At 72.5% G+C, this 21575-nt stretch carries 20 protein-coding genes; 7 read left to right on the plus strand and 13 right to left on the minus strand.

Going from position 1 to position 21575, the window contains the following annotated elements; all coding sequences use genetic code 11:
• Positions 1–144: 144 nt before the first annotated feature.
• Positions 145–2820: a bifunctional acetate--CoA ligase family protein/GNAT family N-acetyltransferase gene (locus tag MFF58_RS09825; protein ID WP_238286947.1), complete on the minus strand. Its 2676-nt coding sequence runs from the start codon at positions 2818–2820 to the stop codon at positions 145–147.
• Between the two features lie 412 nt (positions 2821–3232).
• Between MFF58_RS09825 and MFF58_RS09830 the strand changes: the two genes are divergently transcribed.
• Positions 3233–3646, plus strand: a complete 414-nt coding sequence (locus tag MFF58_RS09830; RefSeq protein WP_238286949.1) for a Ros/MucR family transcriptional regulator — start codon at positions 3233–3235, stop codon at positions 3644–3646.
• Between the two features lie 108 nt (positions 3647–3754).
• Positions 3755–4513 (plus strand): restriction endonuclease, encoded by a 759-nt coding sequence (locus MFF58_RS09835; RefSeq protein ID WP_238286951.1) that lies wholly within the window; start codon positions 3755–3757, stop codon positions 4511–4513.
• Positions 4514–4519: 6 nt separating this feature from the next.
• On the opposite strand, the gene MFF58_RS09840 is transcribed toward MFF58_RS09835, so the two are convergent.
• A complete protein-coding gene (locus MFF58_RS09840) occupies positions 4520–5161 on the minus strand; it encodes a DedA family protein (protein WP_238286953.1) in 642 nt (213 codons plus the stop codon).
• Positions 5162–5251: 90 nt separating this feature from the next.
• On the minus strand, positions 5252–5731 hold the full coding sequence (locus MFF58_RS09845; protein WP_238286954.1) for a peroxiredoxin: 480 nt from the start codon (positions 5729–5731) through the stop codon (positions 5252–5254).
• A gap of 252 nt (positions 5732–5983) precedes the next feature.
• On the opposite strand from MFF58_RS09845, the gene MFF58_RS09850 reads away from it, so the two are divergent.
• On the plus strand, positions 5984–6652 hold the full coding sequence (locus tag MFF58_RS09850; RefSeq protein ID WP_279603277.1) for a YqgE/AlgH family protein: 669 nt from the start codon (positions 5984–5986) through the stop codon (positions 6650–6652).
• 15 nt (positions 6653–6667) lie between these two features.
• Here the strand turns inward: MFF58_RS09850 and MFF58_RS09855 are convergent, their stop codons facing one another.
• Positions 6668–7684 carry a hypothetical protein gene (locus tag MFF58_RS09855; RefSeq protein ID WP_238287149.1) on the minus strand — a complete coding sequence of 339 codons (1017 nt, stop codon included), beginning with the start codon at positions 7682–7684 and terminating at the stop codon, positions 6668–6670.
• Positions 7685–8073: 389 nt separating this feature from the next.
• Here MFF58_RS09855 and dnaK point away from each other — a divergent pair, with 389 nt between their 5' ends.
• From dnaK to MFF58_RS09875, 4 genes are all read left to right on the plus strand, one after another.
• On the plus strand, positions 8074–9990 hold the full coding sequence (gene dnaK / locus MFF58_RS09860) for a molecular chaperone DnaK (protein WP_238286955.1): 1917 nt from the start codon (positions 8074–8076) through the stop codon (positions 9988–9990).
• A gap of 180 nt (positions 9991–10170) precedes the next feature.
• Positions 10171–11322, plus strand: a complete 1152-nt coding sequence (gene dnaJ, locus MFF58_RS09865; RefSeq protein WP_238286956.1) for a molecular chaperone DnaJ — start codon at positions 10171–10173, stop codon at positions 11320–11322.
• Between the two features lie 140 nt (positions 11323–11462).
• Positions 11463–12101, plus strand: a complete 639-nt coding sequence (locus MFF58_RS09870; RefSeq protein ID WP_238286957.1) for a class I SAM-dependent methyltransferase — start codon at positions 11463–11465, stop codon at positions 12099–12101.
• Positions 12102–12210: 109 nt separating this feature from the next.
• The gene (locus MFF58_RS09875; RefSeq protein ID WP_238286958.1) at positions 12211–12534 is read left to right on the plus strand and encodes a hypothetical protein; all 324 of its coding nucleotides are present in this window, start codon (positions 12211–12213) and stop codon (positions 12532–12534) included.
• A gap of 93 nt (positions 12535–12627) precedes the next feature.
• Here the strand turns inward: MFF58_RS09875 and deoA are convergent, their stop codons facing one another.
• The 9 genes from deoA to MFF58_RS09920 form a co-directional block, all read right to left on the minus strand.
• On the minus strand, positions 12628–13926 hold the full coding sequence (gene deoA / locus MFF58_RS09880) for a thymidine phosphorylase (RefSeq protein WP_238286959.1): 1299 nt from the start codon (positions 13924–13926) through the stop codon (positions 12628–12630).
• Between the two features lie 2 nt (positions 13927–13928).
• Positions 13929–14660, minus strand: coding sequence for a deoxyribose-phosphate aldolase (gene deoC / locus MFF58_RS09885; RefSeq protein WP_238286961.1), 732 nt, complete (start codon positions 14658–14660; stop codon positions 13929–13931).
• The gene (locus MFF58_RS09890; RefSeq protein ID WP_238286963.1) at positions 14653–15477 is read right to left on the minus strand and encodes a purine-nucleoside phosphorylase; all 825 of its coding nucleotides are present in this window, start codon (positions 15475–15477) and stop codon (positions 14653–14655) included. Before MFF58_RS09890 ends, deoC begins: the two co-directional genes overlap by 8 nt.
• Complete coding sequence (locus tag MFF58_RS09895; protein WP_238286964.1) at positions 15470–15898, minus strand: cytidine deaminase; 429 nt, start codon at positions 15896–15898, stop codon at positions 15470–15472. Before MFF58_RS09895 ends, MFF58_RS09890 begins: the two co-directional genes overlap by 8 nt.
• A gap of 51 nt (positions 15899–15949) precedes the next feature.
• Positions 15950–16714 carry an anti-sigma factor gene (locus tag MFF58_RS09900; protein ID WP_238286965.1) on the minus strand — a complete coding sequence of 255 codons (765 nt, stop codon included), beginning with the start codon at positions 16712–16714 and terminating at the stop codon, positions 15950–15952.
• 91 nt (positions 16715–16805) lie between these two features.
• Complete coding sequence (locus MFF58_RS09905; RefSeq protein WP_238286966.1) at positions 16806–17444, minus strand: sigma-70 family RNA polymerase sigma factor; 639 nt, start codon at positions 17442–17444, stop codon at positions 16806–16808.
• A gap of 56 nt (positions 17445–17500) precedes the next feature.
• The gene (locus MFF58_RS09910; RefSeq protein ID WP_238286967.1) at positions 17501–18055 is read right to left on the minus strand and encodes a glutathione peroxidase; all 555 of its coding nucleotides are present in this window, start codon (positions 18053–18055) and stop codon (positions 17501–17503) included.
• A gap of 140 nt (positions 18056–18195) precedes the next feature.
• Positions 18196–19887, minus strand: coding sequence for a methyl-accepting chemotaxis protein (locus MFF58_RS09915; protein ID WP_238286968.1), 1692 nt, complete (start codon positions 19885–19887; stop codon positions 18196–18198).
• 235 nt (positions 19888–20122) lie between these two features.
• A complete protein-coding gene (locus MFF58_RS09920) occupies positions 20123–21250 on the minus strand; it encodes a patatin-like phospholipase family protein (protein ID WP_238286969.1) in 1128 nt (375 codons plus the stop codon).
• Positions 21251–21575 lie beyond the last annotated feature (325 nt).

A 21575-nucleotide genomic window follows, 5' to 3' on the forward strand; every position in this document is an offset into this window, starting at 1 on the left:
GTCGCAGAGTCTGGACGAGGGCAGGCGCGCGGCCCGGAGGTCCGGGAGGTGCAGGCCGTCCGCGGCGAGCCTGCGCGGCGTTGCCGGCCGGTCCCGAAAGCGTCCGAAGCCCGTCCTCACCGGTCCCGGCCGGGGCGATGCCCCCTACGCGCCCGCCAGCTCGAGCTTCACCTTCACCAACCCCGGATCATCCGGATCCCGGCCCTGTGCGAAGCCGAGGCGCCGGCAGACCGCCAGCATCGGCCGGTTCTCGGACAGCACGGTGCCCTCCACCCGTCCGATCCCCTCGGAGCGCGCCCAGTCGATCATCAGGCGCATGAGCGCGAAGGCGAGGCCCGTCCCCCGGACGTCGCGGCCCACCGCGATGGCGTACTCGCCGCTCTCCTGGTTGGCGTCGGCATGCAGCCGCACCGCGCCGAGCATCCGCTCGCTGCCCTGCGGCTCCACCTCCGTGGCCACGAACGCGATGGCCCTGGCGTAGTCGAGCTGCGTCAGGCGGGCCAGGAAGGCGTGGCTGAACTCGCGGACCGGCCCGAAGAACCGCAGCCGCACGTCCTCCGGGTCGAGCTCCTTGAAGAAGGCCAGGAACAGGCCTTCGTCCTCCGGCCGCACGGGCCGCACGCGGATCGTCCGGTCCTTGAGGTTGAGGGTGCGCACCCATTCCGCTGGATAGGGCCGGATGGCGAAGCGCGGATGGCCGCGGCCGTACCGCCCCGTCTCGGAGGGCCCGATCCGCACCCGCGCGTCGAGGGCCAGGACGCCGGTCTCGTCGGCCAGCAACGGGTTGATGTCGAGTTCGCGCACCTGCGGCAGGTCGGCGGCGAGCTGGGAGAGCTTCACCAGGGTCAGCGCGATCGCCGCGAGGTCGGCCGCCGGCACGTCGCGATAGGCTTCGAGCCGCCGGGCGACCCGGGTGCGGCCGATGAGGTCGCGGGCGAGGGTCAGGTCGAGCGGCGGCAGGCCCAGCGCCCGGTCGTCGATCACCTCCACGGCCGTTCCGCCGCGGCCGAACACCACCACGGGGCCGAAGACCGGATCCTCGGCGAGCCCCGCGATGAGCTCGCGGCGCTGGCCCCGCCGGACCATGGGCTGCACCGCGAAGCCCGTCACCCGCGCGTCCGGCCGCTCCCGGCGCGCGCGGGCCAGGATGCGGCCCGCCGCCTCGCGGACATCGGCCTCGGCGGTCAGGTCGAGATGGACGCCGCCGATATCGGATTTGTGCACGATGTCGGGAGAGACGACCTTGAGGGCCACCGCGCCGCCCGCCGCGATGGTCGGCCAGGCCGCCGCCGCGGCGGCTTCCTTGTCGGGGGCGAGGATGATCGGCACGGTCGGGATCCCGTAGGCCTCCAGCAGCCCGTTCACGGCGACCGGGTCGAGCCACGCGGCACCCTGGTGCAGGGCGCCGGCGATGATCGAGCGGGCGCGCGCCACGTCCGGGGAGAAGTCCCGCGGCAGCGAGTCCGGCGTGCGCATCAGGTCGTCCTGCGCCTCCCGGTAGCGCACGAGGTGCAGGAACCCCTCGATCGCCTCGGAATCGGTGGTGAAATGCGGGATCCCCGCCCCCGCGAAGGCGTCGCGCGCCGCGTCGGGATCGCCCAGGCAGACCGCGAAGAGCGGCTTCTTGCGCGTCTGGCCGGCGCGGGCGGCCTTGACCGTCTCGGCGATCGCGCCGGCCACGGCGCCGGCCTCCGAGCGGGCGGTGGGGACGTGGATCGCCAGCACCGCGTCGCTGGCCCGGTCCGCCAGCAGGGGCGCGAGCGCCGCCGAGAAGGCCGGCCCGGCCGCATCGATGCCGAGGTCGAGGGGATTGCCGGCCGGCCGGCCCTCGGCCGCCGCGATGCCCGCCAGGGTGCCGGACCGCTCGATCAGCCGGTCGGCGGCGAGCAGGCCGATGCCGCGTCCGTTCGACACGATGGCGAGCCGGTCGCCCGGGAACGGGCGCTGCCGCCCCAGGGTCTCGACGGCGGAGAACATCTCGTCGAGATCCTGCACCTCCAGCAGCCCGGCCCGCCGAAAGGCCGCTGCATAGACGGCGTCCGGTCGCGCCAGGGCACCGGTATGGGTCACCGCCGCGCGCGTGTCGGGCCGGTGGCGCCCGGCGCGCAGGACCACCACGGGCTTGGCGCGGGCGGCCGCGCGGGCGGCCGACATGAAGCGGCGGGCATCCCCGATCCGGTCCAGGCAGAGCAGGATCGCCCGGGTGCGGTAGTCGGCGGCGAAATGATCCAGGCAATCGGCCACGCCGATGTCGAGGACGTTCCCGAGCGACAGGACGGCGGAGAAGCCCGTCCCGTGCCGCGCGCCCCACTCCACGATCGCGGCGGCGACGGTGCCGGATTGCGAGACCAGCGCCAGATCGCCGGCCTTGGGGGCGTGGGCGAACAGGCTGGCGTTGAGCCGGGCGCCCGGCACCGCCAGACCGGCACTGTCGGGGCCGAGGAGACGCAGACCCTGCGCGCGGGCGATCCGGTGGGCGGCCGGTCCGGGATCGTCCGGCCCGGAGCCGAGACGGGCGGTCAGGATCACCGCCGCGCCCACGCCGGCCTCGGCGGCCTGGGCGACGACCTCCGGCACCTGCGGGGGCGGCACCGCGATCAGGACGAGGTCCGGGACGGTGGGCAGATCCGCGATCCGCGGCACGCAGGCGAGCCCGTCGACGGTCGCATGGCCGGGCTGGACCGGCATGATCGCGCCGGGGAAGCCGGCGCCGCGCAGGGAATCCAGCACGCTGCGCCCCAGCGAGCCCTCGCGCGCCAGCGCGCCGACCAGCGCGACGGAGCGGGGCGCCAGCAGCTTGTCGAACCGGTAGGTGCTCACGGACGACCGCTCACGGGGCCGCCGTCACGGGATCGTGTCCCGCAGGCCGTTCTGGCCGGCGCGCATGTGGTGCCCCTCGCTTACGGCGGGATCGAGCGGGAGCTGTCGGGCCGCTCCCCGCCGTACCAGATGGCGCGCTCCGCCGCGTGCGCAACGCCTGACAGCCTCAAGTTCGTGGCGCGGCCCTTCCACGCTCAGCGCGCCGGCGCCAGCACCCACTATGGCTAATATCCACTAGCCTTTATCCTCAGCAAAACGGCTCTTGTGGGCCAATGTGAATCGGACTTGCCATCAAATTCACATGACCATAGTAACTGCGACTTAACCCCGCTGTATCGGGCTGACCAGAAACAGATTCCGGCCATGCGCCAGAAAGAGGCGTCCCGGGCCGGGGTCGCGAGGAGGAACCAGGATGGATGCCACGGCTGAAGGGCAGACGGACTATCTCACGTTGTCGGTCGACATCGTGTCGGCCTTCGTGAGCAACAATCCGGTGCCCGCGCCGGAACTGCCGGCCCTGATCGCGGCGGTTCACGCGACCCTGCACGGGCTCTCCCAGCCGACGGCGGCCCCCACGGAGGAGTTGCGGCCCGCGGTCTCGGTCCGGCGCTCGGTCCAGCCCGACTACATCGTGTGTCTGGAGGACGGGAAGAAGTTCAAGTCGCTCAAGCGCCACCTGCGCACGCACTACAACATGACCCCCGACGAGTACCGGCAGAAGTGGGGCCTCGCCTCCGACTACCCGATGGTCGCGCCCAGCTACGCCGCCGCCCGGTCGGACCTCGCCAAGAGCATGGGCCTCGGCCACCAGCGCCGGAAGGGCTGAGGGCGGGCCCGCCGCGTCCACAGCTTTCCCGCGGCGGTTAGGCAACGGGCAAGCCGCGCTTGCGAGGGTTCGGGCACCGTCCGCGTGCCCGAGATCCCACCGAGCCCCATGCCCGGCAATCCCAGCCCCGTCGCCCGCCTGTTCTGGACGGCCGTGATCGGCGGCCCGTTCGCGCTCTGGTACGGCCGGCCCGCCCTGGCGGCGACCGGATTCGCCCTCGCCCTCGTGGCGCTGCGCCACCTCGTGCGCCGGCGCCGCTTCCGGGCGCGGGTGCGCCGGATCGCGCGGGCACACGGGGAGACGCTGGCGCTGCGGCGTCGGCAGGAGAGCTTCCGCGACGCCTACGGCAACTGGATCGAGGACGGCTGGCTGCGCGAGCGGGACTACTTCCTGGACCGCACGGTCCTGCCGCAGATCGCCCCCCGCTACGCCGACCTCGCCGTCTCGGAGTGGGAACGGATGCGGGCGATCGTCGAGGCCGAGGCGGCGGCCGTGGCGCTGCCCGACGAGGAGGACGCGCCGGAGGACGGCCTCGACTACGAGCGGTTCTGCGCGGCGCGCCTCGTCCAGGCCGGCTGGCGGGCGCACCGGACGCCGGCCAGCGGCGATCAGGGAGCCGACATCGTCGCGGTGCGCGACGGCCTGCGCCTCGTGGTCCAGTGCAAGCGGCTGAGCAAGCCCGTGGGCAACGCCGCCGTGCAGGAGGCGGCCGCCGCACAGCGCTACTGGTCGGGCGACCGGGCCGCCGTGGTGTCGAATGCCGGCTTCACCCCGGCCGCCCGTCGGCTCGCGGCGGCGACCGGCGTGCTCCTCCTCCACCACGACGCGCTGGACGCGCTGGACGCGCTCGACCGCGCGCCGGCGTGAGCGGGCTCAGGCCAGGGGGCCGGGGATGGCGAGTTCGGCCTCGTTGAGCAGGCGCGCCTCGTGCCGGCGGACGAACAGCCACAGGGCCAGCCCGCCGAACACCACCAGGGCCAGCAGCGTCAGGCCGACGGGCCCGACGATGTGCTCGATCTGGCGTCCGCAATAGTAGGAGCCGATGCCCATGCTGGCGGCCCAGACGATGCCGCCCAGGGCGTTGAAGGCGAAGAAGCGGCGCGCATCCAGGCGGTTCACGCCGGCGAGCACGGCCGCGTAGGCCCGCAGCATCGCGGTGAACCGGCCGAAGAACACGATCTTCCCGCCGTGCTGGCGGAACAGGTACTGGCCGAGCTTGAGCCGGCCGTGGTCGAGGGCGATGAGGTGGCCGTAGCGCAGGAGCAGGGGCATGCCCCAGCGCCGCCCGGCCCAGTAGCCGACATTGTCCCCCAGGATCGCCGCCCCCGCGGCGGCGGCGATCACGAGCCCGATGTTGAGGTTGCCGGTGCTGCCGGCGTAGACGGCGGCCGAGATCAGCACCGTCTCGCCCGGGCAGGGAACCCCTGCGCTCTCCAGGGTGATGACCACGAAGATGGCGATGTAGCCGTAATTCGCGATCAGCTCGGCGATTGGCAGGTCTTGCAGGAAGGCCATTCGGTCCTCGGGCCGGTCTTCGGGCGAAACGCGGCGACAGAAGCCGGCGGAACGTGGCCTTAAGAGGGCCGACCCGCGGCGCCGACCGGCTCAGAGAACCTTCAGCAGCGCCTCGGCCCCCGAGGCCTCGGCCTTCGACGGGGTCTCCTCGACGTTGAGGTTCCGGACCACGCCGTCCTCCACGACCATCGAGTAGCGCTTCGAGCGGATGCCGAGCCCGAAGCCGGTGCCGTCCATCTCGAGGCCGAGGGCCTTGGCGAAATCGGCGTTGCCGTCGGCGAGGAATTCCAGGCCTTCGGCGCCGCTCGCCTTCGACCACGCGTCGAGGACGAACACGTCGTTGACGCTGGTCACCGCGATGGCGTCGATCCCGCGACCGAGAATCTCGGCCTTGTGGGTGACGAAGCCCGGCAGGTGGTTGCGGTGGCAGCTCGGGGTGAAGGCACCCGGCACGCCGATCAGCACCACGCGCCGCCCTTTGAACACGTCGTCGGTGGTGCGGGCGATCGGGCCCTCCGGGCCGATCACACGGAAGGTGGCCTGGGGCAGATGGTCGCCGACCTGGATCATCGCGGGGTCCTCGTTGCCGCGCGCTGGGATCGCACGCGTGAACAGCGCGCTTGACCTAGCGTGGCGGGGTGGGCCTGTCGAGCAATCGGCCGCCGCACGACGTCGTGGGGGTGCACCGGTGCGGCCGGACGAGGCCACGCAGCGCCGCGCCGTGCGAGGTCGCGGGTGCGTCGCGGGACACGGGACGGCCGCAGGCCTGCCGCGTCGCTTTTGCCCGCTGGACAACCGGAGGACGGGGCGTAGCATAGCGCCATGGCGCCTCCTCAGCATCGCAAACCGGACCCCTCACCTCCGGCCCGGGCCGGGAGGGGCGCTGCGCCGCAGCAGTCGTCCCTCTCCGGACCGGACTTCCTCGACGGGCAGTTCCTGGTGGCGATGCCCGGGATGGCCGACGAGCGCTTCGCCCGCTCGCTGATCTACGTGTGCGCCCACTCGGCCGACGGCGCGATGGGCATCATCGTCAACAAGGCGGCCACCGACATCAGCATGCCGGACCTCCTCGTCCAGCTCGACGTGGCGCCCGAAGCCGACGCGATCCGCCTGCGCGAGCGCGTCGGCCACATGCCGGTGCTGATGGGCGGGCCCGTGGAGGGGCGGCGGGGCTTCGTGCTCCACACCGACGACTTCCACATCCAGCAATCGACGCTGATCATCGACGACGGCATCTGCCTGACCGCCACCGTGGAGATCCTGCGCGCCATCGCCAGCGGCGAGGGGCCGGCGAGCGCCGTGCTGGCTCTGGGCTATGCCGGCTGGCAGGCGGGCCAGCTCGAGAGCGAGATCATGGCCAACGGCTGGCTCAACTGCCCGGCCGACCCGGCGCTGATCTTCAATGCCGACCTCGACGCCAAGTACGATCTGGTCCTGCGCGCCAACGGCATCGACCCCGCCATGCTGTCGATGACCGCCGGCCGGGCCTGACGGCTCAGCCTGCCCCTATTCGGGGACGGCGTCGGCACCGCCGCCCGCATCGGGGTTCAGGCCCTCGACGGCGGCCGGCTTCGGCCGCGGCCTGCGTGGGGCGGCCGAGGCGGTCGGCACCGCCGTATTGGCGCCGAGGCGGGTCGCCAGGGACAGGGCCCGGTTCTCGGTGACGCGCAGGTGGCAGAAGCCGTGCGTGCCCTCCCGCGCGTAGGTCCGGCAGAGCTGCTCCCGGTCGGCCGAGAAGGCCGCCTGCTCGCTCACGATCGGCCGCACGTCCTCGCGCCGGGCGCGCTGCGTCATGAGCTTGTAATTGTCGCGCACCGCCTTGTCGGCGACGCCCCGGGCCGTGTCGAACTCGCCGGCCCGCGGGATCAGCGTGGCGGCGGCCGGCCCCCAGAGGCCGGCGGGCGTCGTGGCGCAATCCGCGGCCGAGAAGGTGCAGACCGGACCGGAGCCGAGGGTCGAGACCAGCACGCCGCCCTCGGTCACGTCGAAGCGCAGCGGGCATTCCGCCCCGGCCGCCTCGAAGCGCGGCACGCCCTCGGGCTTGCCCTCGGTGCTGAGCGCGACCGGATTGCCACCCCCGAGCGGCACCGTGCAGGACTCGGCCGGCTGGGAGATCTTGGTGCCCGGCAGCTTGATCCGCGCCGTGACGGCGGTGCCGGACCGCTCCAGCTTCAGGCTTCCGGACAGGCCGTTCAACTGCAGGTCCTGCCCCAGCACGCCGTCCTCCGACGGGGTCTTGAGCACCACGGGCCGCGCGGGCTGGGGCGCGGGCCGCGGACCCTCGGGCGCCGCCGGCTGGCCGGGCTGGCCCGGCTCGCCGGGCCCGGCCGGGGCGGGCGATAGCGGCGCTTCGGGCACGCCGCGCGGCGGCACCGGCGGCCGGTCGGGCTTGATGCCGAAGAGGCGCTCGAAGAAATTCTGCGCCCGCGCCGGAGGGGCGGCGAGCATCACGGGTGCCGCGACGGCGACCGCCAGGATCGGGAGCAGGAGTCGCGGGAGCCGGAAGCTGCGGTTCGGACGCATCATTCTCTTCGGGAACACGAAGTGGCGGGGCCACACGCAACCCCTTGTCGAAACGTTAACACGCCGTCGATGGCGCCGACGTGGCAGCAGAGCAACAAAATGCGACCACGCCAACCGGCGGACGCGCGCCGCCGGGCGATATCCCGTCGAGAACACAAGGAGATAGCCCCGTTGCAGCCATCCCGCCCCGGCGCGGGGGCTTCGCCTTGCGGGGTCGGAACGGGGTTCTTATATCGCCCTCGACGCGGGATTGCGCGCTGGGTTTCAGCCGTTCACGGCCCTTGATCCGGCCCGGGTCCCATACTCACATCACCCCCGACACCGCCATGGGCCGAGCTGCTTCGGGGCTCGGCGGTCTGCTTGAACGCGACGAAAAGAGGGATCCCACCATGGGTAAAGTAATCGGCATCGACCTGGGCACCACCAACTCCTGCGTGGCCGTGATGGAAGGCACGCAGCCCAAGGTCATCGAGAATTCGGAAGGCGCGCGCACCACGCCGTCGATCGTCGCCTTCACGGACGACGGCGAGCGGCTCGTCGGTCAGCCGGCCAAGCGTCAGGCTGTCACGAACCCCGAGCGCACGTTCTTCGCCATCAAGCGGCTCATCGGCCGGACCTACGACGACCCGATGACCCAGAAAGACAAGGGCCTCGTGCCCTACACGATCGCCCGCGGCGACAACGGCGACGCCTGGGTCGAGGCGGACGGCAAGAAGTACTCGCCGTCGCAGATCTCCGCCTTCACGCTGCAGAAGATGAAGGAGACCGCCGAGTCGCATCTCGGCCAGCCGGTCACCCAGGCCGTCATCACGGTCCCGGCCTACTTCAACGACGCCCAGCGTCAGGCCACCAAGGATGCCGGCAAGATCGCGGGCCTCGAGGTGCTGCGCATCATCAACGAGCCGACCGCGGCCGCGCTCGCCTACGGCCTGGACAAGAAGAAGGCCGGCACGATCGCGGTCTACGACCTCGGCGGCGGCACCTTCGACGTGTCGATCCTCGAGATCGGCGACGGGGTGTTCGAGGTGAAGTCGACCAACGGCGACACCTTCCTGGGCGGCGAGGACTTCGACAACCGGATCGTCGAGTACCTGACGGCCGAGTTCAAGAAGGAGCAGGGCATCGACCTGACCAAGGACAAGCTCGCCCTCCAGCGCCTCAAGGAGGCGGCCGAGAAGGCGAAGATCGAGCTGTCCTCGGCCACCCAGACCGAGATCAACCTGCCCTACATCACCGCCGACAACACCGGCCCGAAGCACCTCGCGCTGAAGCTCAGCCGGGCGAAGTACGAGTCGCTGGTCGACGATCTGGTGCAGCGGACGATCGAGCCCTGCCGCAAGGCGCTCAAGGATGCCGGCGTCTCGGCCTCCGAGATCGACGAGGTGGTGCTGGTCGGCGGCATGATCCGCATGCCCAAGATCCAGGAGGTGGTGAAGGCCTTCTTCGGCAAGGAGCCCCACAAGGGCGTCAACCCCGATGAGGTCGTGGCCATCGGCGCCGCCGTGCAGGCCGGCGTGCTCCAGGGCGACGTCAAGGACGTCCTGCTCCTCGACGTGACCCCGCTGTCGCTGGGCATCGAGACGCTGGGCGGCGTGTTCACCCGGCTCATCGACCGCAACACCACGATCCCGACCAAGAAGTCCCAGACCTTCTCGACGGCCGAGGACAACCAGAACGCCGTCACGATCCGGGTCTTCCAGGGCGAGCGCGAGATGGCGGCCGACAACAAGCTGCTCGGCCAGTTCGACCTCGTCGGCATCCCGCCGGCGCCCCGCGGCATGCCGCAGATCGAGGTGACCTTCGACATCGACGCCAACGGCATCGTCAACGTGACGGCCAAGGACAAGGCGACCAACAAGGAGCACCAGATCCGCATCCAGGCCTCGGGCGGCCTCTCGGACGCCGACATCGACCGCATGGTCAAGGACGCCGAGGCCAATGCCGAGGCCGACAAGAAGCGGCGCGAGCTCGTCGAGGTGAAGAACCAGGGCGAGAGCCTGATCCACGCCACCGAGAAGTCGGTGACCGAGTACGGCGACAAGGTCCCGGCCTCCGACAAGGGCGCCATCGAGACCGCGATGGCCGCGCTCAAGACCGCGCTCGAGGGTGAGGACGTCGAGACCATCAAGGCCCGCACCACGGACCTGATGCAGGCCTCGATGAAGCTCGGCGAGGCCATGTACGCCGCCAACCAGGCGGCCGGCCCCGATGCCGGCGCCGAGGCGGCGGCCTCCGAGAAGAAGGACGACGTCATCGACGCCGACTTCCAGGAGGTCGACGAGAAGGACCAGAAGAAGCGCGCCTGAGGCGCGCGGGTCTGATACGACCGCGCGGGGCCGGAGCGATCCGGCTCCGCGTTTGCGTGAGCGGCTGATCCAGAAGCTCCGTCATTCCGGAGCGCCGCGGGCGAGCCCGGAATGATGGCGCGACGGTAGAAGCGTCGCGATCCGGGACCGGGCCGGGACGGGAAGGCACCTGAGGGCGGGATGTCGAAGCGGGACTATTACGAGATCCTGGGGGTCACTAAGACCGCCACGGACAGCGAGATGAAGGTCGCCTTCCGCAAGCTCGCGATGACCTTTCATCCCGATCGCAATCCCGGCGACAAGGACGCCGAGATCAAGTTCAAGGAGATCAACGAGGCCTATCAGTGCCTCTCCGACGGCCAGAAGCGCGCCGCCTACGACCGGTTCGGCCACGCGGCCTTCAGCCAGGGCGGCGGCGGCGGACCCGGATTCGGCAACGAGTTCGGCGACTTCATGTCGGACATCTTCGACAATTTCTTCGGCGACGGCCGCGGCGGCGCCGCCGCCGGGGCGCGGGGGCGCGGAGGCGCGCCGGGCCGCGAGCGCGGCTCCGACCTGCGCTACAACCTCGAGATCACCCTCGAGGAGGCTTTCGCCGGCAAGGCCGAGACCATCAAGATCCCCACCTCGGTGACCTGCGAGGCCTGCGACGGCTCCGGCGCCAAGCCCGGCTCGAAGCCGCGGACCTGCTCGACCTGCGCGGGCTACGGGCGCGTCCGGGCGGCGCAGGGCTTCTTCGCCATCGAGCGGACCTGCCCGAACTGCCACGGCCGCGGCGAGATCGTCGACGATCCCTGCGCCACCTGCCAGGGCGCCGGCCGAGTCAACCGCGAAAGGACCCTCTCGATCAACGTGCCGGCCGGCGTCGACGACGGCTTGCGCATCCGGCTCGCCGGCGAGGGTGAGAGCGGGCTGCGCGGCGGCCCGGCGGGGGACCTCTACGTCTTCCTGTCGATCAGGCAGCACGAGTTCTTCCAGCGCGACGGCGCGGACCTGTTCTGCCGCGTGCCGATCTCGATGGTGACGGCCGCCCTGTCGGGCGAGATCACCGTCCCGGTGATCGACGGCTCGCAGACCCAGGTGCGGGTCCCCGCGGGCACGCAGACCGCCAAGCAGTTCCGCATCAAGGGCAAGGGCATGCCGGTGCTCCGCTCGCGGGAGGTCGGCGACCTCTACATCCAGGTGTTCGTCGAGACCCCGCAGAACCTGACCAAGCGCCAGCGCGAGCTGCTCCAGGAGTTCGATCAGTCCGCCTCGCCGGAGAATCATCCGGAATCCGCGGGCTTCTTCTCGAAGGTGCGGGACTTCTTCGGCGGCGCGGTCCGTCCGTGAGGGCGGATCCGAAACGCGGGAAGACCTGTTATGCATGCGGCCGGCGTGGCTTGCGTACCCTAGGCGACGTCCCGGCTTGACTGTAAGACAGCGCCGTCCCCTAGCCTTTCAATCCCATCCGGCATCAAGGAATCCAGGACTTGCCGCCGCTCCGCCGTCCCAACGCGAAGGCTCCTGCCGTCAGGAGCCCGATTTTCGGCCCGCGGCGCGACCCCCTGGAGGACGAGGCCCGCTTCCTCCGCTCCTGGCTCGAACGCCCGCTCGTCACCGGCGCGGTGACGCCGTCGGGCAAGATGCTCGCCCGGACCATGGCGTCCTACGTGGATCCGCGCCGTGACGGTCCCGTGGTCGAGCTCGGGCCCGGCACCGGCCCGGTGACCGAGGCGCTGATCCGGCGCGGCATCGCCCCGGAGCGCCTCATCCTGGTCGAGTTCAACCCCGATTTCTGCCGTCTCCTGACCCATCGCTTCCCGGGCGTGACCGTGATCCGCGGGGATGCCTACGACATGCGCGCCACCCTCGGCAGCGTGCTGGCGCAGCCGGCCGCCGCGACGATCTCGAGCCTGCCGCTGTTCACCAAGCCGCTGGAACAGCGCCTGGACCTGCTCAACGCCGCCCATGACCTGATGCAGCCGGGCGCGCCCTTCGTGCAGTTCACCTACGCGGTGGTGCCGCCGATCCCGGCCCGGTGCGAGGCCGGCAGCTACACGGCCGACCGCTCGAACCGGGTCTGGCTCAACCTGCCGCCCGCCCGGGTCTGGGTCTACCGCCGGCCCTGAGGTGAACGCGGCCTGATCGAACAGCTCACGTTTGCGTCAACTTGAATGGGTCAGACCTGTGCCACGGCCGGTCGCGGTCTCGCGACCGGCGAGGAACAGGAGGACGCCGATGTTCACCAAGACCGCACGCCTGCGCTGGGCCGCCGCCCTGGCCGTCGGGGGTCTCGCCTGCGCGGCGCCCGCGATGGCCGCGCCCGTGAGCCGCGACGCCGGGCTGCAACAGGCCTCCGCCGAGATCACCACCGTCCAGTACGGCTACGGCTACGGCCATCGCCACGACGGCTGGGGCCACCGCGGTTTCGGCCCGCGCCACCACCACGGCGGCTGGGGTCGGGGGCATCATCACCACGGCGGCTGGGGGTTTCGCGGCTTTGGCCCGCGCCATCATCACCACGGCGGCTGGGGTCACCGCCACGGCTACGGCCGCTGGTGAACCCGAGCGGGCGGCGCACGCGACGCGCGCGTGCGCTGAGACGATGACGCTGCGCCCGGTCCCGGCCGGGCGCAGCCGCGCCGTGGGGTCCGCCTAACGCGGGCCCACCGCCGCGATCACGACCGGCCGCTCCGCGCTCGCTTCGCCCATCCGGTAGGCCGCGCGCAGGGCGGCCTCGGCCCGATCCGCCGACGCCTCGTCGGCCGCGTGGACGATCCCCAGCAGACCGCCGGTCGCGCCCGGCCCCGCGAGATCCGTGAAGCCGACCCGCGGATCGACGGCATCCTCCGGCCGGGTGCGGCCGCCCCCGAGCTCGACCACCGCCAGGCCGAGGGCGCGCGTCGCCACACCAGCGACCGTCCCGGCCTGCTGGACCGGCCGCCGCACGGGCGATTCGGGCAGGTACCGTGCCGACCGCTCCAGCAGGTCGCCGGGGCCCCCGAGGGCCGCGACCATGCGGGCGAAGCGTTCGGCGGCCTGACCCGAGGCGAGGCTCCGCTCCAGCCGCTCAGCGGCATCGGCACGGTCCGCCGCGAGGCCGCCGGCCATCAGCATCTCGGCCCCGAGCGCCACCGTCACCGCGTGGAAGCGCGGCTCGCGCCGCGCGCCGGTGAGGTAGGCGATCGCGTAGGCGACCTCGACGGCGTTGCCGGCGGCGCTGGCGAGCGGCGCGTCCATGTCGGTGATCAGCGCGGCGGTGCGCAGGCCCGCCCCCTCCGCCACCGTGACGATGCTCTCGGCCAGGGCCCGCGCCTCGGGCAGGCCCACCATGAAGGCGCCGGAGCCCTGCTTGACGTCCATCACCAGTCCGTCGAGCCCGGCGGCGAGCTTCTTCGACAGGATCGAGGCGGTGATCAGGTCGAGGGATTCCACCGTGCCGGTCACGTCGCGGATCGCGTAGAGGCGCCGGTCGGCCGGGGCGAGGTCGGCGGTCTGGCCGATGATCGCGCAGCCGACCTCCCCGACGACCCGCCGGAACGCGTCGAGCCCCGGCGTCGCGTCGTAGCCCGGGATGCTGCCGAGCTTGTCCAGAGTCCCGCCGGTATGGCCGAGGCCGCGGCCCGAGATCATCGGCACGTAGCCGCCGCAGGCCGCCACCAGGGCGGCGAGGGGCAAGCTCACGGTGTCGCCGATGCCCCCGGTGGAGTGCTTGTCCAGCACCGGGCCGGGCAGGTCCCAGGTGAGGACGCGGCCGGATTTCGCCATCGCCCGGGTGAGCGCCACCCGCTCCGGCAGCGCGAGCCCGCGGAAGAACACCGCCATGGCGAAGGCCGCCGCCTGCCCCTCGCCCACCGTCCCGTCGACGAGGCCCCGGACGAAGGCGCGGATCTCCTCCGGATCGAGGGGCTGGCCGTCGCGCTTGGCGCGGATCGTCTCCTGCGGGAGCCGCATCCTCACAGTTCCCGCGCCTGCATCAGCGTCTCGAACAGGCTGCTCGCGCCGAGCCGGAAGGTTCCGGGCTCCACCCAGTCCGGCCCCATGATCCGGTCCGCCAGGGCGAGGTAGGCGGCGGCGTCGGCGACGCTGCGCAGGCCGCCGGAGACCTTGAGGCCGGCGGGCCGCCCGCCCGCGCGGATCTCGCCGAGCATCGCCTCGGCGGCCTCCGGGGTCGCCGAGACCGGACTCTTGCCCGTGGAGGTCTTGAGGAAATCCGCCCCCGCCTCAAGGGCGAGGCGGCTGGCCTCCCGGATCCGTGCTGGATCGGCGAGTTCCCCCGTCTCCAGGATGACCTTGAGGAGCGCGGACCCGCAGGTGTCGCGCACCGCCTCGACCATGTCGCGGGCGAGCGCGCCATCGCCCCGCAGCAGGGCGCGGTAGGGCAGGACGAGGTCTATCTCGTCCGCGCCGTCGCGCAGGGCCTCGGCGGTGTCGTCGGTGGCGCGGGCGCAATCCTCGCCGCCCGCCGGGAAGTTGATCACCGTGGCGACCCGGATGCCGGTGCCCGCGAGCGCCCGGGCGCCCTGCGCCACGAAGCGCGGCCAGACGCAGATCGCCGCGACGGTCCCGCGCTTCGCGTCCCGGCAGAGGACGTCGATCCGGGTCTCGGTGCAGGTCTCGCCAAGATCGGTGAGATCGAGGAGCGGCAGCGCCCGGCGGGCGACCGCACCGGCTTCGGGGTCAGTCATCGGCGTTCTCTCCGTCGGGCAGGCCGGCCACGAAGGCCCCGACCAAGCGGCCGAGATCCTCCGCGGCGCGGGCCGCCACCGCCTTCGTCTCCGCGTGATGGGGGGCGCCCCCCGCGATCCCCGCCGCGAGGTTCGTCACGACCGACACGGCCGCCACCGGCAGGTCGAGGAACCGGGCGAGGATCACCTCGGGCACGGTGGACATGCCCACGAGGTCGGCCCCCAGGATGCCGGCCATCCGGACCTCGGCGGGCGTCTCGAAGCTCGGGCCGGAGAACCACGCGTAGACCCCCTCCCCCAGGGGCAGGCCGCAGGCCGCGGCCGCCGCGCGGAGCCGCGTCCGCAGGAGCGGATCGTAGGCCTCCGTCATCGGCACGAAGCGGCTGTCGCTGGCCTCGCCGATCAGCGGGTTCAGGCCCGAGAGGTTGATGTGGTCGGCGAGCAGCACGAGGCTGCCGGGCCCGGTCTCGGGCCGCAGGGATCCGGACGCGTTGGTGAGCAGCAGGCCGCGGGCGCCGAGGTGCCGGGCGCAGGCGAGCGGCACGCGCATCACCGCGGGATCCCCGTGCTCGTAGGCGTGCGCCCGGCCCTCGAACACCAGGACGGGCCGTCCCGCGAGGCGTCCGCGGTGCAGCCGGCCGCCGTGGCCGCTGACGCCCGGCCCCGGGAAGCCGGGGATCGCCGCGTAGTCGAGGGCGGTGGCGTCCTCGAGGGCGGCCGCGACGCCGCCGAGGCCTGTGCCGGTTACCACCGCGCAGGCGTAGGGGCCGGCGAAGCCGGCGGCGCGCAGCGCCGCCAGGGCGGCCGCCTCACTCACCCAGCGTCTCCGGGCCGAAGGATTCCGGCAGCAGCGCCGCCAGGGTGAAGCTGCGGGCGATGCCGCCCGGCCCGGCCGCGTGGATCGGCGTGTCCGGCCCGGCGAATTCACGGATGCGCTGGCGGCAGGCGCCGCAGGGCGTCACGAGGCCCGCGCCGTCGCCGCAGACGAGGATCGCGGCGATGCGCCGGCCGCCGGCCGCCACCATGGCGGCGATCGCCCCGGCCTCCGCGCAGGTCCCTACGGGATAGGCCGCGTTCTCGACGTTGCAGCCGGCATGGATCCCGCCCCGCTCGTCCCGGAGCGCGGCGCCGACGCGGAAACGGGAATAGGGCGCATGCGCCCGCTCGCGGACCGCCCGGGCGGCCTCGAACAGGGCGGCGAGCCCGTCATCTGACTGTCCCGGATCCGCGGCCTGCATGGCCGATCTTTGGCACCCGGCGGGGCGGCCTGTCGAGTCGGGTCGCGGCGCTCAGCGCACCGCGGGGCCGGCGCCGAGGAGGCTCGCGGCCTGCCGCAGGGCGTCGTCGTCGGCCGGACCGCTCAGCGCGTAGGCTGTGTCGCCCGCATTCCACGAGAGGACGTCGCCGTCCTCCGAGCCGGTGAGCGTCGCCGGGCCGCCCCGGATGCCGCGGGTCGCGAACAGCGACGCCTCGCCGTAGCGCCCGGCCTCCAGGGCGATCTCGATGCCGGTGCCGTGCCGGGCGGGGAAGATCTGGATGTCGCGCACCCGCCAGCCGTCCGGAAGCGCCGGAAGGTCGATCCCCGTGACGGTCCGGAGACGCGCCCGGTCGTAGTCGGGGCTGTCGCCCTGGGTGGCGATGCTCTTGCGCAGCTGGGCGACGGCGCGGGCCTGCCTGGCATCCGCGATCAGCGCGGGGTCCGGCGTCGCCGCCAGGGTGTCGGGGATGCCGAAGCGGCCGATCTCGTCGTGGGCGAGCCAGCCGGCGCCGACGAGCACCGCGATGGCCGCGGCCCGCTTCAGGCGCGAGGCGACCCGGCGCCAGCGCAGGTTCCGGTCGAAGCGGCGCGCGAGGACGAGGTTCCGGTCCGGCCCGGGACCCAGCACGCGGTCGAAGCAGGCCCGCAGGGCGTCGCGGTCGTGCATCTCGGCCATCACCCGGGCCGCGGCCTCGGGATTGTTGGCCAGATGGGCCTCGACCTCGAGGCGGCGCATCGGGTCGATCTGCCCGTCGACGAAGGCGATGAGATCGTCGTCCGTGATCGGATCCATCATCGTGACATCCTCGAATCCAGCGTGCCCTGGAGGCGATCCGCCGGCTCCAGTCGTTCCGTCCATGCCGGCGCCGCGCGGCGCCGGCCCGATCTCAGGCCTCCCCGGCCGCGCGGCGGAGGGGCCACGCGGCCCGGCTCCGCGGCTCGTCGGACACGACGAGCCTGAGGGTTGAGGGCGGCCCGCGCCGCGTCTCCGGCGCTCTGGGGGCGGGGTCGGCATCGCCGGCCGGCCGGTCCGCCCGGCCGCCCTCCTCGAAGGCCCGCAGCGCCGCCCGGCCGCGGCCGAGACGAGACATCAGCGTGCCGATCGGGATGCCGAGAACGGCGGCGGCATCGGCGTAGGCCATGCCTTCCAGGGTGACGAGGTGGAGCGCGGCGCGCTGCTCCTCGGGCAGGGTCAGGAAGGCCTGCCGGATCTGTGCGAGGCGCACCTGCCCCTCCTGGGCCGGCGGCGCCGTGTCCTCGGCCATCCGCACCAGCGTGTCGGCGTGGCGCGCCTCGACCTGCCGGCGGCGCTGCTCGTCGATGAAGGCGTTGTGCAGCACCGTCATCATCCAGGTGCGCAGATTGGTGTTCGGGCGCAGGGAATGCTGCATCTCCAGCGCGCGCACCAGGGTGTCGTGCACGAGATCGTCGGCCCGCAACGCGTCGCGGGTGAGCGATCTGGCATAGCGCCGCAGGGGCACCAGCAAGTCGATGATGTCCGCGCGATTCTGCTTGTCCGATGTCATAGGGTGTGAACGCGGGGGCGCCGCCCTTTAATCCCGCGTCCCGACTTGGCCGCCGCTCAGGCCCGATCGAGGGCGGCGGCGATGCCTGAGATCATCCGCGGATCCGTGGGCTCGACCTGCGTGGCGAAGGTCGCCGCGAGGGTGCCGTCGCGGGCGATCAGGTACTTGTGGAAGTTCCAGCGCGGCGTCTCCCCCGGCCGCTCCGCGGCGGCCCAGCGGTAGAAGGGATGGGCCAGCGGCATCTTCACATGCGTCTTGGCCGTCAGCGGGAAGGTCACGCCGTGATTCTTCCGGGCGGCCTCCGCGATGGCGGGGCCATCCAGCGGCTCCTGGTTGCCGAAATCCGGCGAGGGCACCCCGAGCACGGTGAGGCCGCGATCGTGGAAGCGGGTCCAGAGGGTCTGGAGCCCGGCGAGCTGCCCGGCATAGCCGCAGGCCGTGGCGGTGTTGACCACCAGGAGGGGCTTGCCCGCGTAGGCCGAGAGCGGCATCGGGCCGCCCTCCGGAGTCTCGAAGGAGAAATCCGTGGCCCGCGCGGCCTCGGCGGCGCGGGCGGTTCCGGCCAGGCCGGCGCCGATCAGGATCAGGGCCTCGCGGCGCAGCATCGTCATGGCGTCGACCTCGTCAGCCGGATCGGGCGTACGGGCGCCCGCGCGTCAACACGCCGGGGCCCCCGTCGTTTCACCGGACGGGACGGTCGATTCGACGCAGGGCCGACCGGGGTGGGCGTCCGAAGCGCCCCGCGGCGGCCTCAGGCCGCCCGGACCGTGTCGAGGAAGCAGCGCATCTCGGCGTCGAGCTGCCCGGCCTGACCCGACAGGTCGGAGGCCGCGTGAAGCACCTGCGCGGCGGCGGTCCCCGCCCCGCCCGCGGAGCGCGCGACGGCGGCGATGTTCGACGTGACGGCCCCGGTCCCGAGCGCCGCCTGCCCGACGTTCCGGACGATCTCCTGGGTCGCCGAGCCCTGCTCCTCGACCGCGGCGGCGATCCCGCTGGACACCGCGCTGATCTCGTTGATGCGGGCGACGACCGCGGCGATCGCCTCGAACGCGTCTCCGGTCCAGGACTGAATCTCGCCGATCTGCCGCGCGACCTCCTCGGTGGCCCGGGCGGTCTGGCCGGCCAGCTCCTTGACCTCCGTGGCGACGACGGCGAAGCCCCGCCCCGCCTCGCCCGCGCGGGCCGCCTCGATGGTGGCGTTCAGGGCCAGGAGGTTCGTCTGCGCGGCGATGCCCGAGATGAGGCCGACCACGTCGCCGATCCGCATCGCACGCTCGCGCAGGCTGCGCATCAGCTCCGAGGACTTCCCGGCTTCGGAGACGGCCGTGTCGGCGAAGCCGGCGGCCGTCTGCACCTGGCGGCCGATCTCGTCGACGGTGGTGCCGAGTTCCTCGGCGGCGGCCGCCACCGTGTTGACGTTCGAGGCCGCCTGCTCGGCCGCCGCCGCCACCGCGGTCGACTGGTCCGCCGTCTCGGTCGCGGCGGCGCTCATGCGCACGGCGGTGGCTTGCAGCTCGGCCGCCGCCGCCGAGACGGCGCGCACCACGCCCCCGACCGCGGCCTCGAAGCTGCCGGCCATCTCGGACATCGCGGACTTGCGCTGCGCTTCGAGGGCGGTGCGCGCCTGCGCCGCCTCCGCCTCCAGGGTCGCGGCCCGGACGAGGCCGTCCCGGAAGACCCGCACCGAATCGGCCATCGCGCCGATCTCGTCGCCGCGCCCGGCCCCCGGCACCGCGGTCTCGAGGTCGCTGGCGGCCATCCGGCTCATCGCGGCCGTGATGGCGCGGATCGGCTTGGCGATGCCGAGTTGCAGGAGCGTCAGTCCGATCAGGCCGATGCCCGCCATCACCGCGAGCCCGGTCAGGCTCGCGGAACGCGTCGTGGCGATGGCCGCGGAAGCGGCGTCGGCCCGGTCCCGCATCAGCGCGCCCTCGGTCCGGGCGATCTCGGCCGTCCTCGCGCGGATCTGGTCCATGATGTCCTTGCCGACCCCCGAGATCATGATCCGGCGGGCCTCTTCCCGGGTCGCTGCATCGCCCATCAGGGCGATCTCGCGATCCGCGAACGCGCCCCCCCACTGGTCCGCCAGGGCCTTGAGGTCCGCGAGGCGCGCCTGCTGCACGGAGTTGTCCGCCGTCAGCCGCCGCGCCTCCGTCCAGGCCTCCGCGAACGCGTCACGCCCGGCCGCCTCGGGCTCGAGGAAACGCGGCTCCGCGGAGAGCAGGTAGCCGCGCAGGCCGGTTTCCCGGTTGACGATCGCGAGGTTCATCCGGTCGACCTGCGCCTGCAGGGCCTGCGAGTGATCGATCCAGTTCTGTGCCTCGCGGATCTCGTCGATGTTCCGCAAGGTTATCGCGGCGACGATCACCGTCACGGCGAGCATCGCGCCGATCGCGAGGGCGATCTTGATGCTGATTCTGTAATCGGACAACCGCAACGCCATGGCCCACATCTCCGATGCGGGCCGGAAAGACGTTCCGGCCCGGTCCCACCATCGGATCAGACCTATTGATGTTTTGTGAAACTCAAGGGCGCGCCCCTGAAATAAACCTTACGTAAAAGCGCACGACACGCGAATGCGGAGCAGCGGAAAATCTGTCTTCGTTAAAATCTTTGGCGGAACAGCTTCGATCGGCCGGTCATCGAGTAGCCAACACCGTGTCCGCCATCGCCCTCTTCTACTGATAGGTCTGCTGCAGATCGATCGTGCAATCCCGGCCGACCCGCGCGTAGGTGTCCGCCAGCCAGGCCTGCGCGGCGGCGCGCCCCTTGTCCCGCAGGCGCTTGAACACGGTCCAGCGGGCGTCGAGCTTGGAGGCGGCGTTGTAATCCTCCAGCGCGTCGGTGCCGTCGATCCGGTGCACCAGGACCCGGCGGTACTGCCCCTGGCCGAGGACTCCTTCCTCGATCAGCCCGTCGAGGAAGTCGATCGCCCGCAATTCCCGCATCAGGTTGGCGTTGAAGGTGATCTCGTTGAGCCGGTCGCGGATCTCGCTCTCCGTGCGCGGGGTCTCGCGCCGCTCGACCGGGTTGATCTGCACGAGGAGGATGTCGCGGGTCTGGGCGCCGCGGTGCAGAGGATAGAGCGGCGGATTGCCGAGATAGCCGCCGTCCCAGTAGGGCACGCCGTCGATCTCCACCGCCTGGAAGACGGTCGGCAGGCAGGCGGACGCCATGAGGTGGTCGACGGTGAGGCGCTCGCGCTCGAAGACCGCGAGCTTGCCGGTCCAGACGTTGGTGGCCGAGACGAACAGGCCCGCCGTATCCGCCGCGCGCAGGCGCTCGAAATCCACCTGCTCGGCCAGCGCCCTGCGCAGCGGATTGATGTTGAGCGGATTCGACACGTAGGGGCTGGGCGCCAGCATCTTGGCCCAGAACTCGGCCACCGGATTGCCCTTCCACAGGTTGAACAGGCCGCTGACGAGGTTGCGCTGGGTCGGCCCGAGGTCGCCGTCGAGGCTCACCTCCCGCCAGAAGCGCTCCAGGCCCTCGCGGGCGCCGTCCGGGCCGCCCTTCAGCCAGCCATCCACCAGGACGACGGCGTTCATCGCCCCCGCGCTCGCACCGGTCACCGCCTCGAAGCCGAGGCGGCCGTCCTCGATCAGGGCATCCAGCACGCCCCAGGTGAAGGCGCCGTGGGCGCCGCCGCCCTGGAGCGCCAGGGCCACCGGCTTCTCGGCGGCGGGTCCGGCCAGCATGGGCCCCCGGCTGCGCGCCGGCTGCGCCTCGATCGCGTCCGAGACGGGCGTCCCGGGCACGGCGGTGGCGGGATTGTGCGGCTCGACGCCGCCGGACTGCTCGCTCATATGGGCCTCCTGATCAGGGCCCTTAGGTGGGATGTTGCGGTGCAGCATCAACCGCTCGCCAGGGTTTCGGCCGCCGCGGGCCGCGGCCCGAACCGAGCGAATCGGCAACAGAGGCGCAGGAAAGCGCGCCGCCGTCCCCGGCGGAGGCCGTGCGCGTGCCCGGCAAACTCGACATCCGCGCCCGGATACGACATGACAGCCGCGATGCTGTCATGCGCGATGCTGTCCTGCGTGGCGCCGGCTTGACGCGGCGCCGTGTCGTCCGCAGCTAATCCATGACAGCCCCGAAGTTCCGGCGAGTCGTGTCCCCGGGACAGGTCCGGCA

The sequence above is a fragment of the Methylobacterium longum genome (genome assembly GCF_022179385.1).
Lineage (GTDB): Bacteria > Pseudomonadota > Alphaproteobacteria > Rhizobiales > Beijerinckiaceae > Methylobacterium > Methylobacterium longum.

Coding starts and splice junctions, on each gene's coding strand:
- MFF58_RS09850 (WP_279603277.1), top strand. CDS start 5,984: ATGGCGCCTCCTCAGCATCGCAAACCGGACCCCTCACCTCCGGCCCGG.
- MFF58_RS09915 (WP_238286968.1), bottom strand. CDS start 19,887: ATGGCGTTGCGGTTGTCCGATTACAGAATCAGCATCAAGATCGCCCTC.
- MFF58_RS09845 (WP_238286954.1), bottom strand. CDS start 5,731: ATGATCCAGGTCGGCGACCATCTGCCCCAGGCCACCTTCCGTGTGATC.
- dnaJ (WP_238286956.1), top strand. CDS start 10,171: ATGTCGAAGCGGGACTATTACGAGATCCTGGGGGTCACTAAGACCGCC.
- MFF58_RS09855 (WP_238287149.1), bottom strand. CDS start 7,684: ATGCGTCCGAACCGCAGCTTCCGGCTCCCGCGACTCCTGCTCCCGATC.
- MFF58_RS09830 (WP_238286949.1), top strand. CDS start 3,233: ATGGATGCCACGGCTGAAGGGCAGACGGACTATCTCACGTTGTCGGTC.
- dnaK (WP_238286955.1), top strand. CDS start 8,074: ATGGGTAAAGTAATCGGCATCGACCTGGGCACCACCAACTCCTGCGTG.
- MFF58_RS09840 (WP_238286953.1), bottom strand. CDS start 5,161: ATGGCCTTCCTGCAAGACCTGCCAATCGCCGAGCTGATCGCGAATTAC.
- MFF58_RS09920 (WP_238286969.1), bottom strand. CDS start 21,250: ATGAGCGAGCAGTCCGGCGGCGTCGAGCCGCACAATCCCGCCACCGCC.
- MFF58_RS09905 (WP_238286966.1), bottom strand. CDS start 17,444: ATGACATCGGACAAGCAGAATCGCGCGGACATCATCGACTTGCTGGTG.
- MFF58_RS09910 (WP_238286967.1), bottom strand. CDS start 18,055: ATGACGATGCTGCGCCGCGAGGCCCTGATCCTGATCGGCGCCGGCCTG.
- MFF58_RS09895 (WP_238286964.1), bottom strand. CDS start 15,898: ATGCAGGCCGCGGATCCGGGACAGTCAGATGACGGGCTCGCCGCCCTG.
- MFF58_RS09900 (WP_238286965.1), bottom strand. CDS start 16,714: ATGATGGATCCGATCACGGACGACGATCTCATCGCCTTCGTCGACGGG.
- deoA (WP_238286959.1), bottom strand. CDS start 13,926: ATGCGGCTCCCGCAGGAGACGATCCGCGCCAAGCGCGACGGCCAGCCC.
- deoC (WP_238286961.1), bottom strand. CDS start 14,660: ATGACTGACCCCGAAGCCGGTGCGGTCGCCCGCCGGGCGCTGCCGCTC.
- MFF58_RS09875 (WP_238286958.1), top strand. CDS start 12,211: ATGTTCACCAAGACCGCACGCCTGCGCTGGGCCGCCGCCCTGGCCGTC.
- MFF58_RS09835 (WP_238286951.1), top strand. CDS start 3,755: ATGCCCGGCAATCCCAGCCCCGTCGCCCGCCTGTTCTGGACGGCCGTG.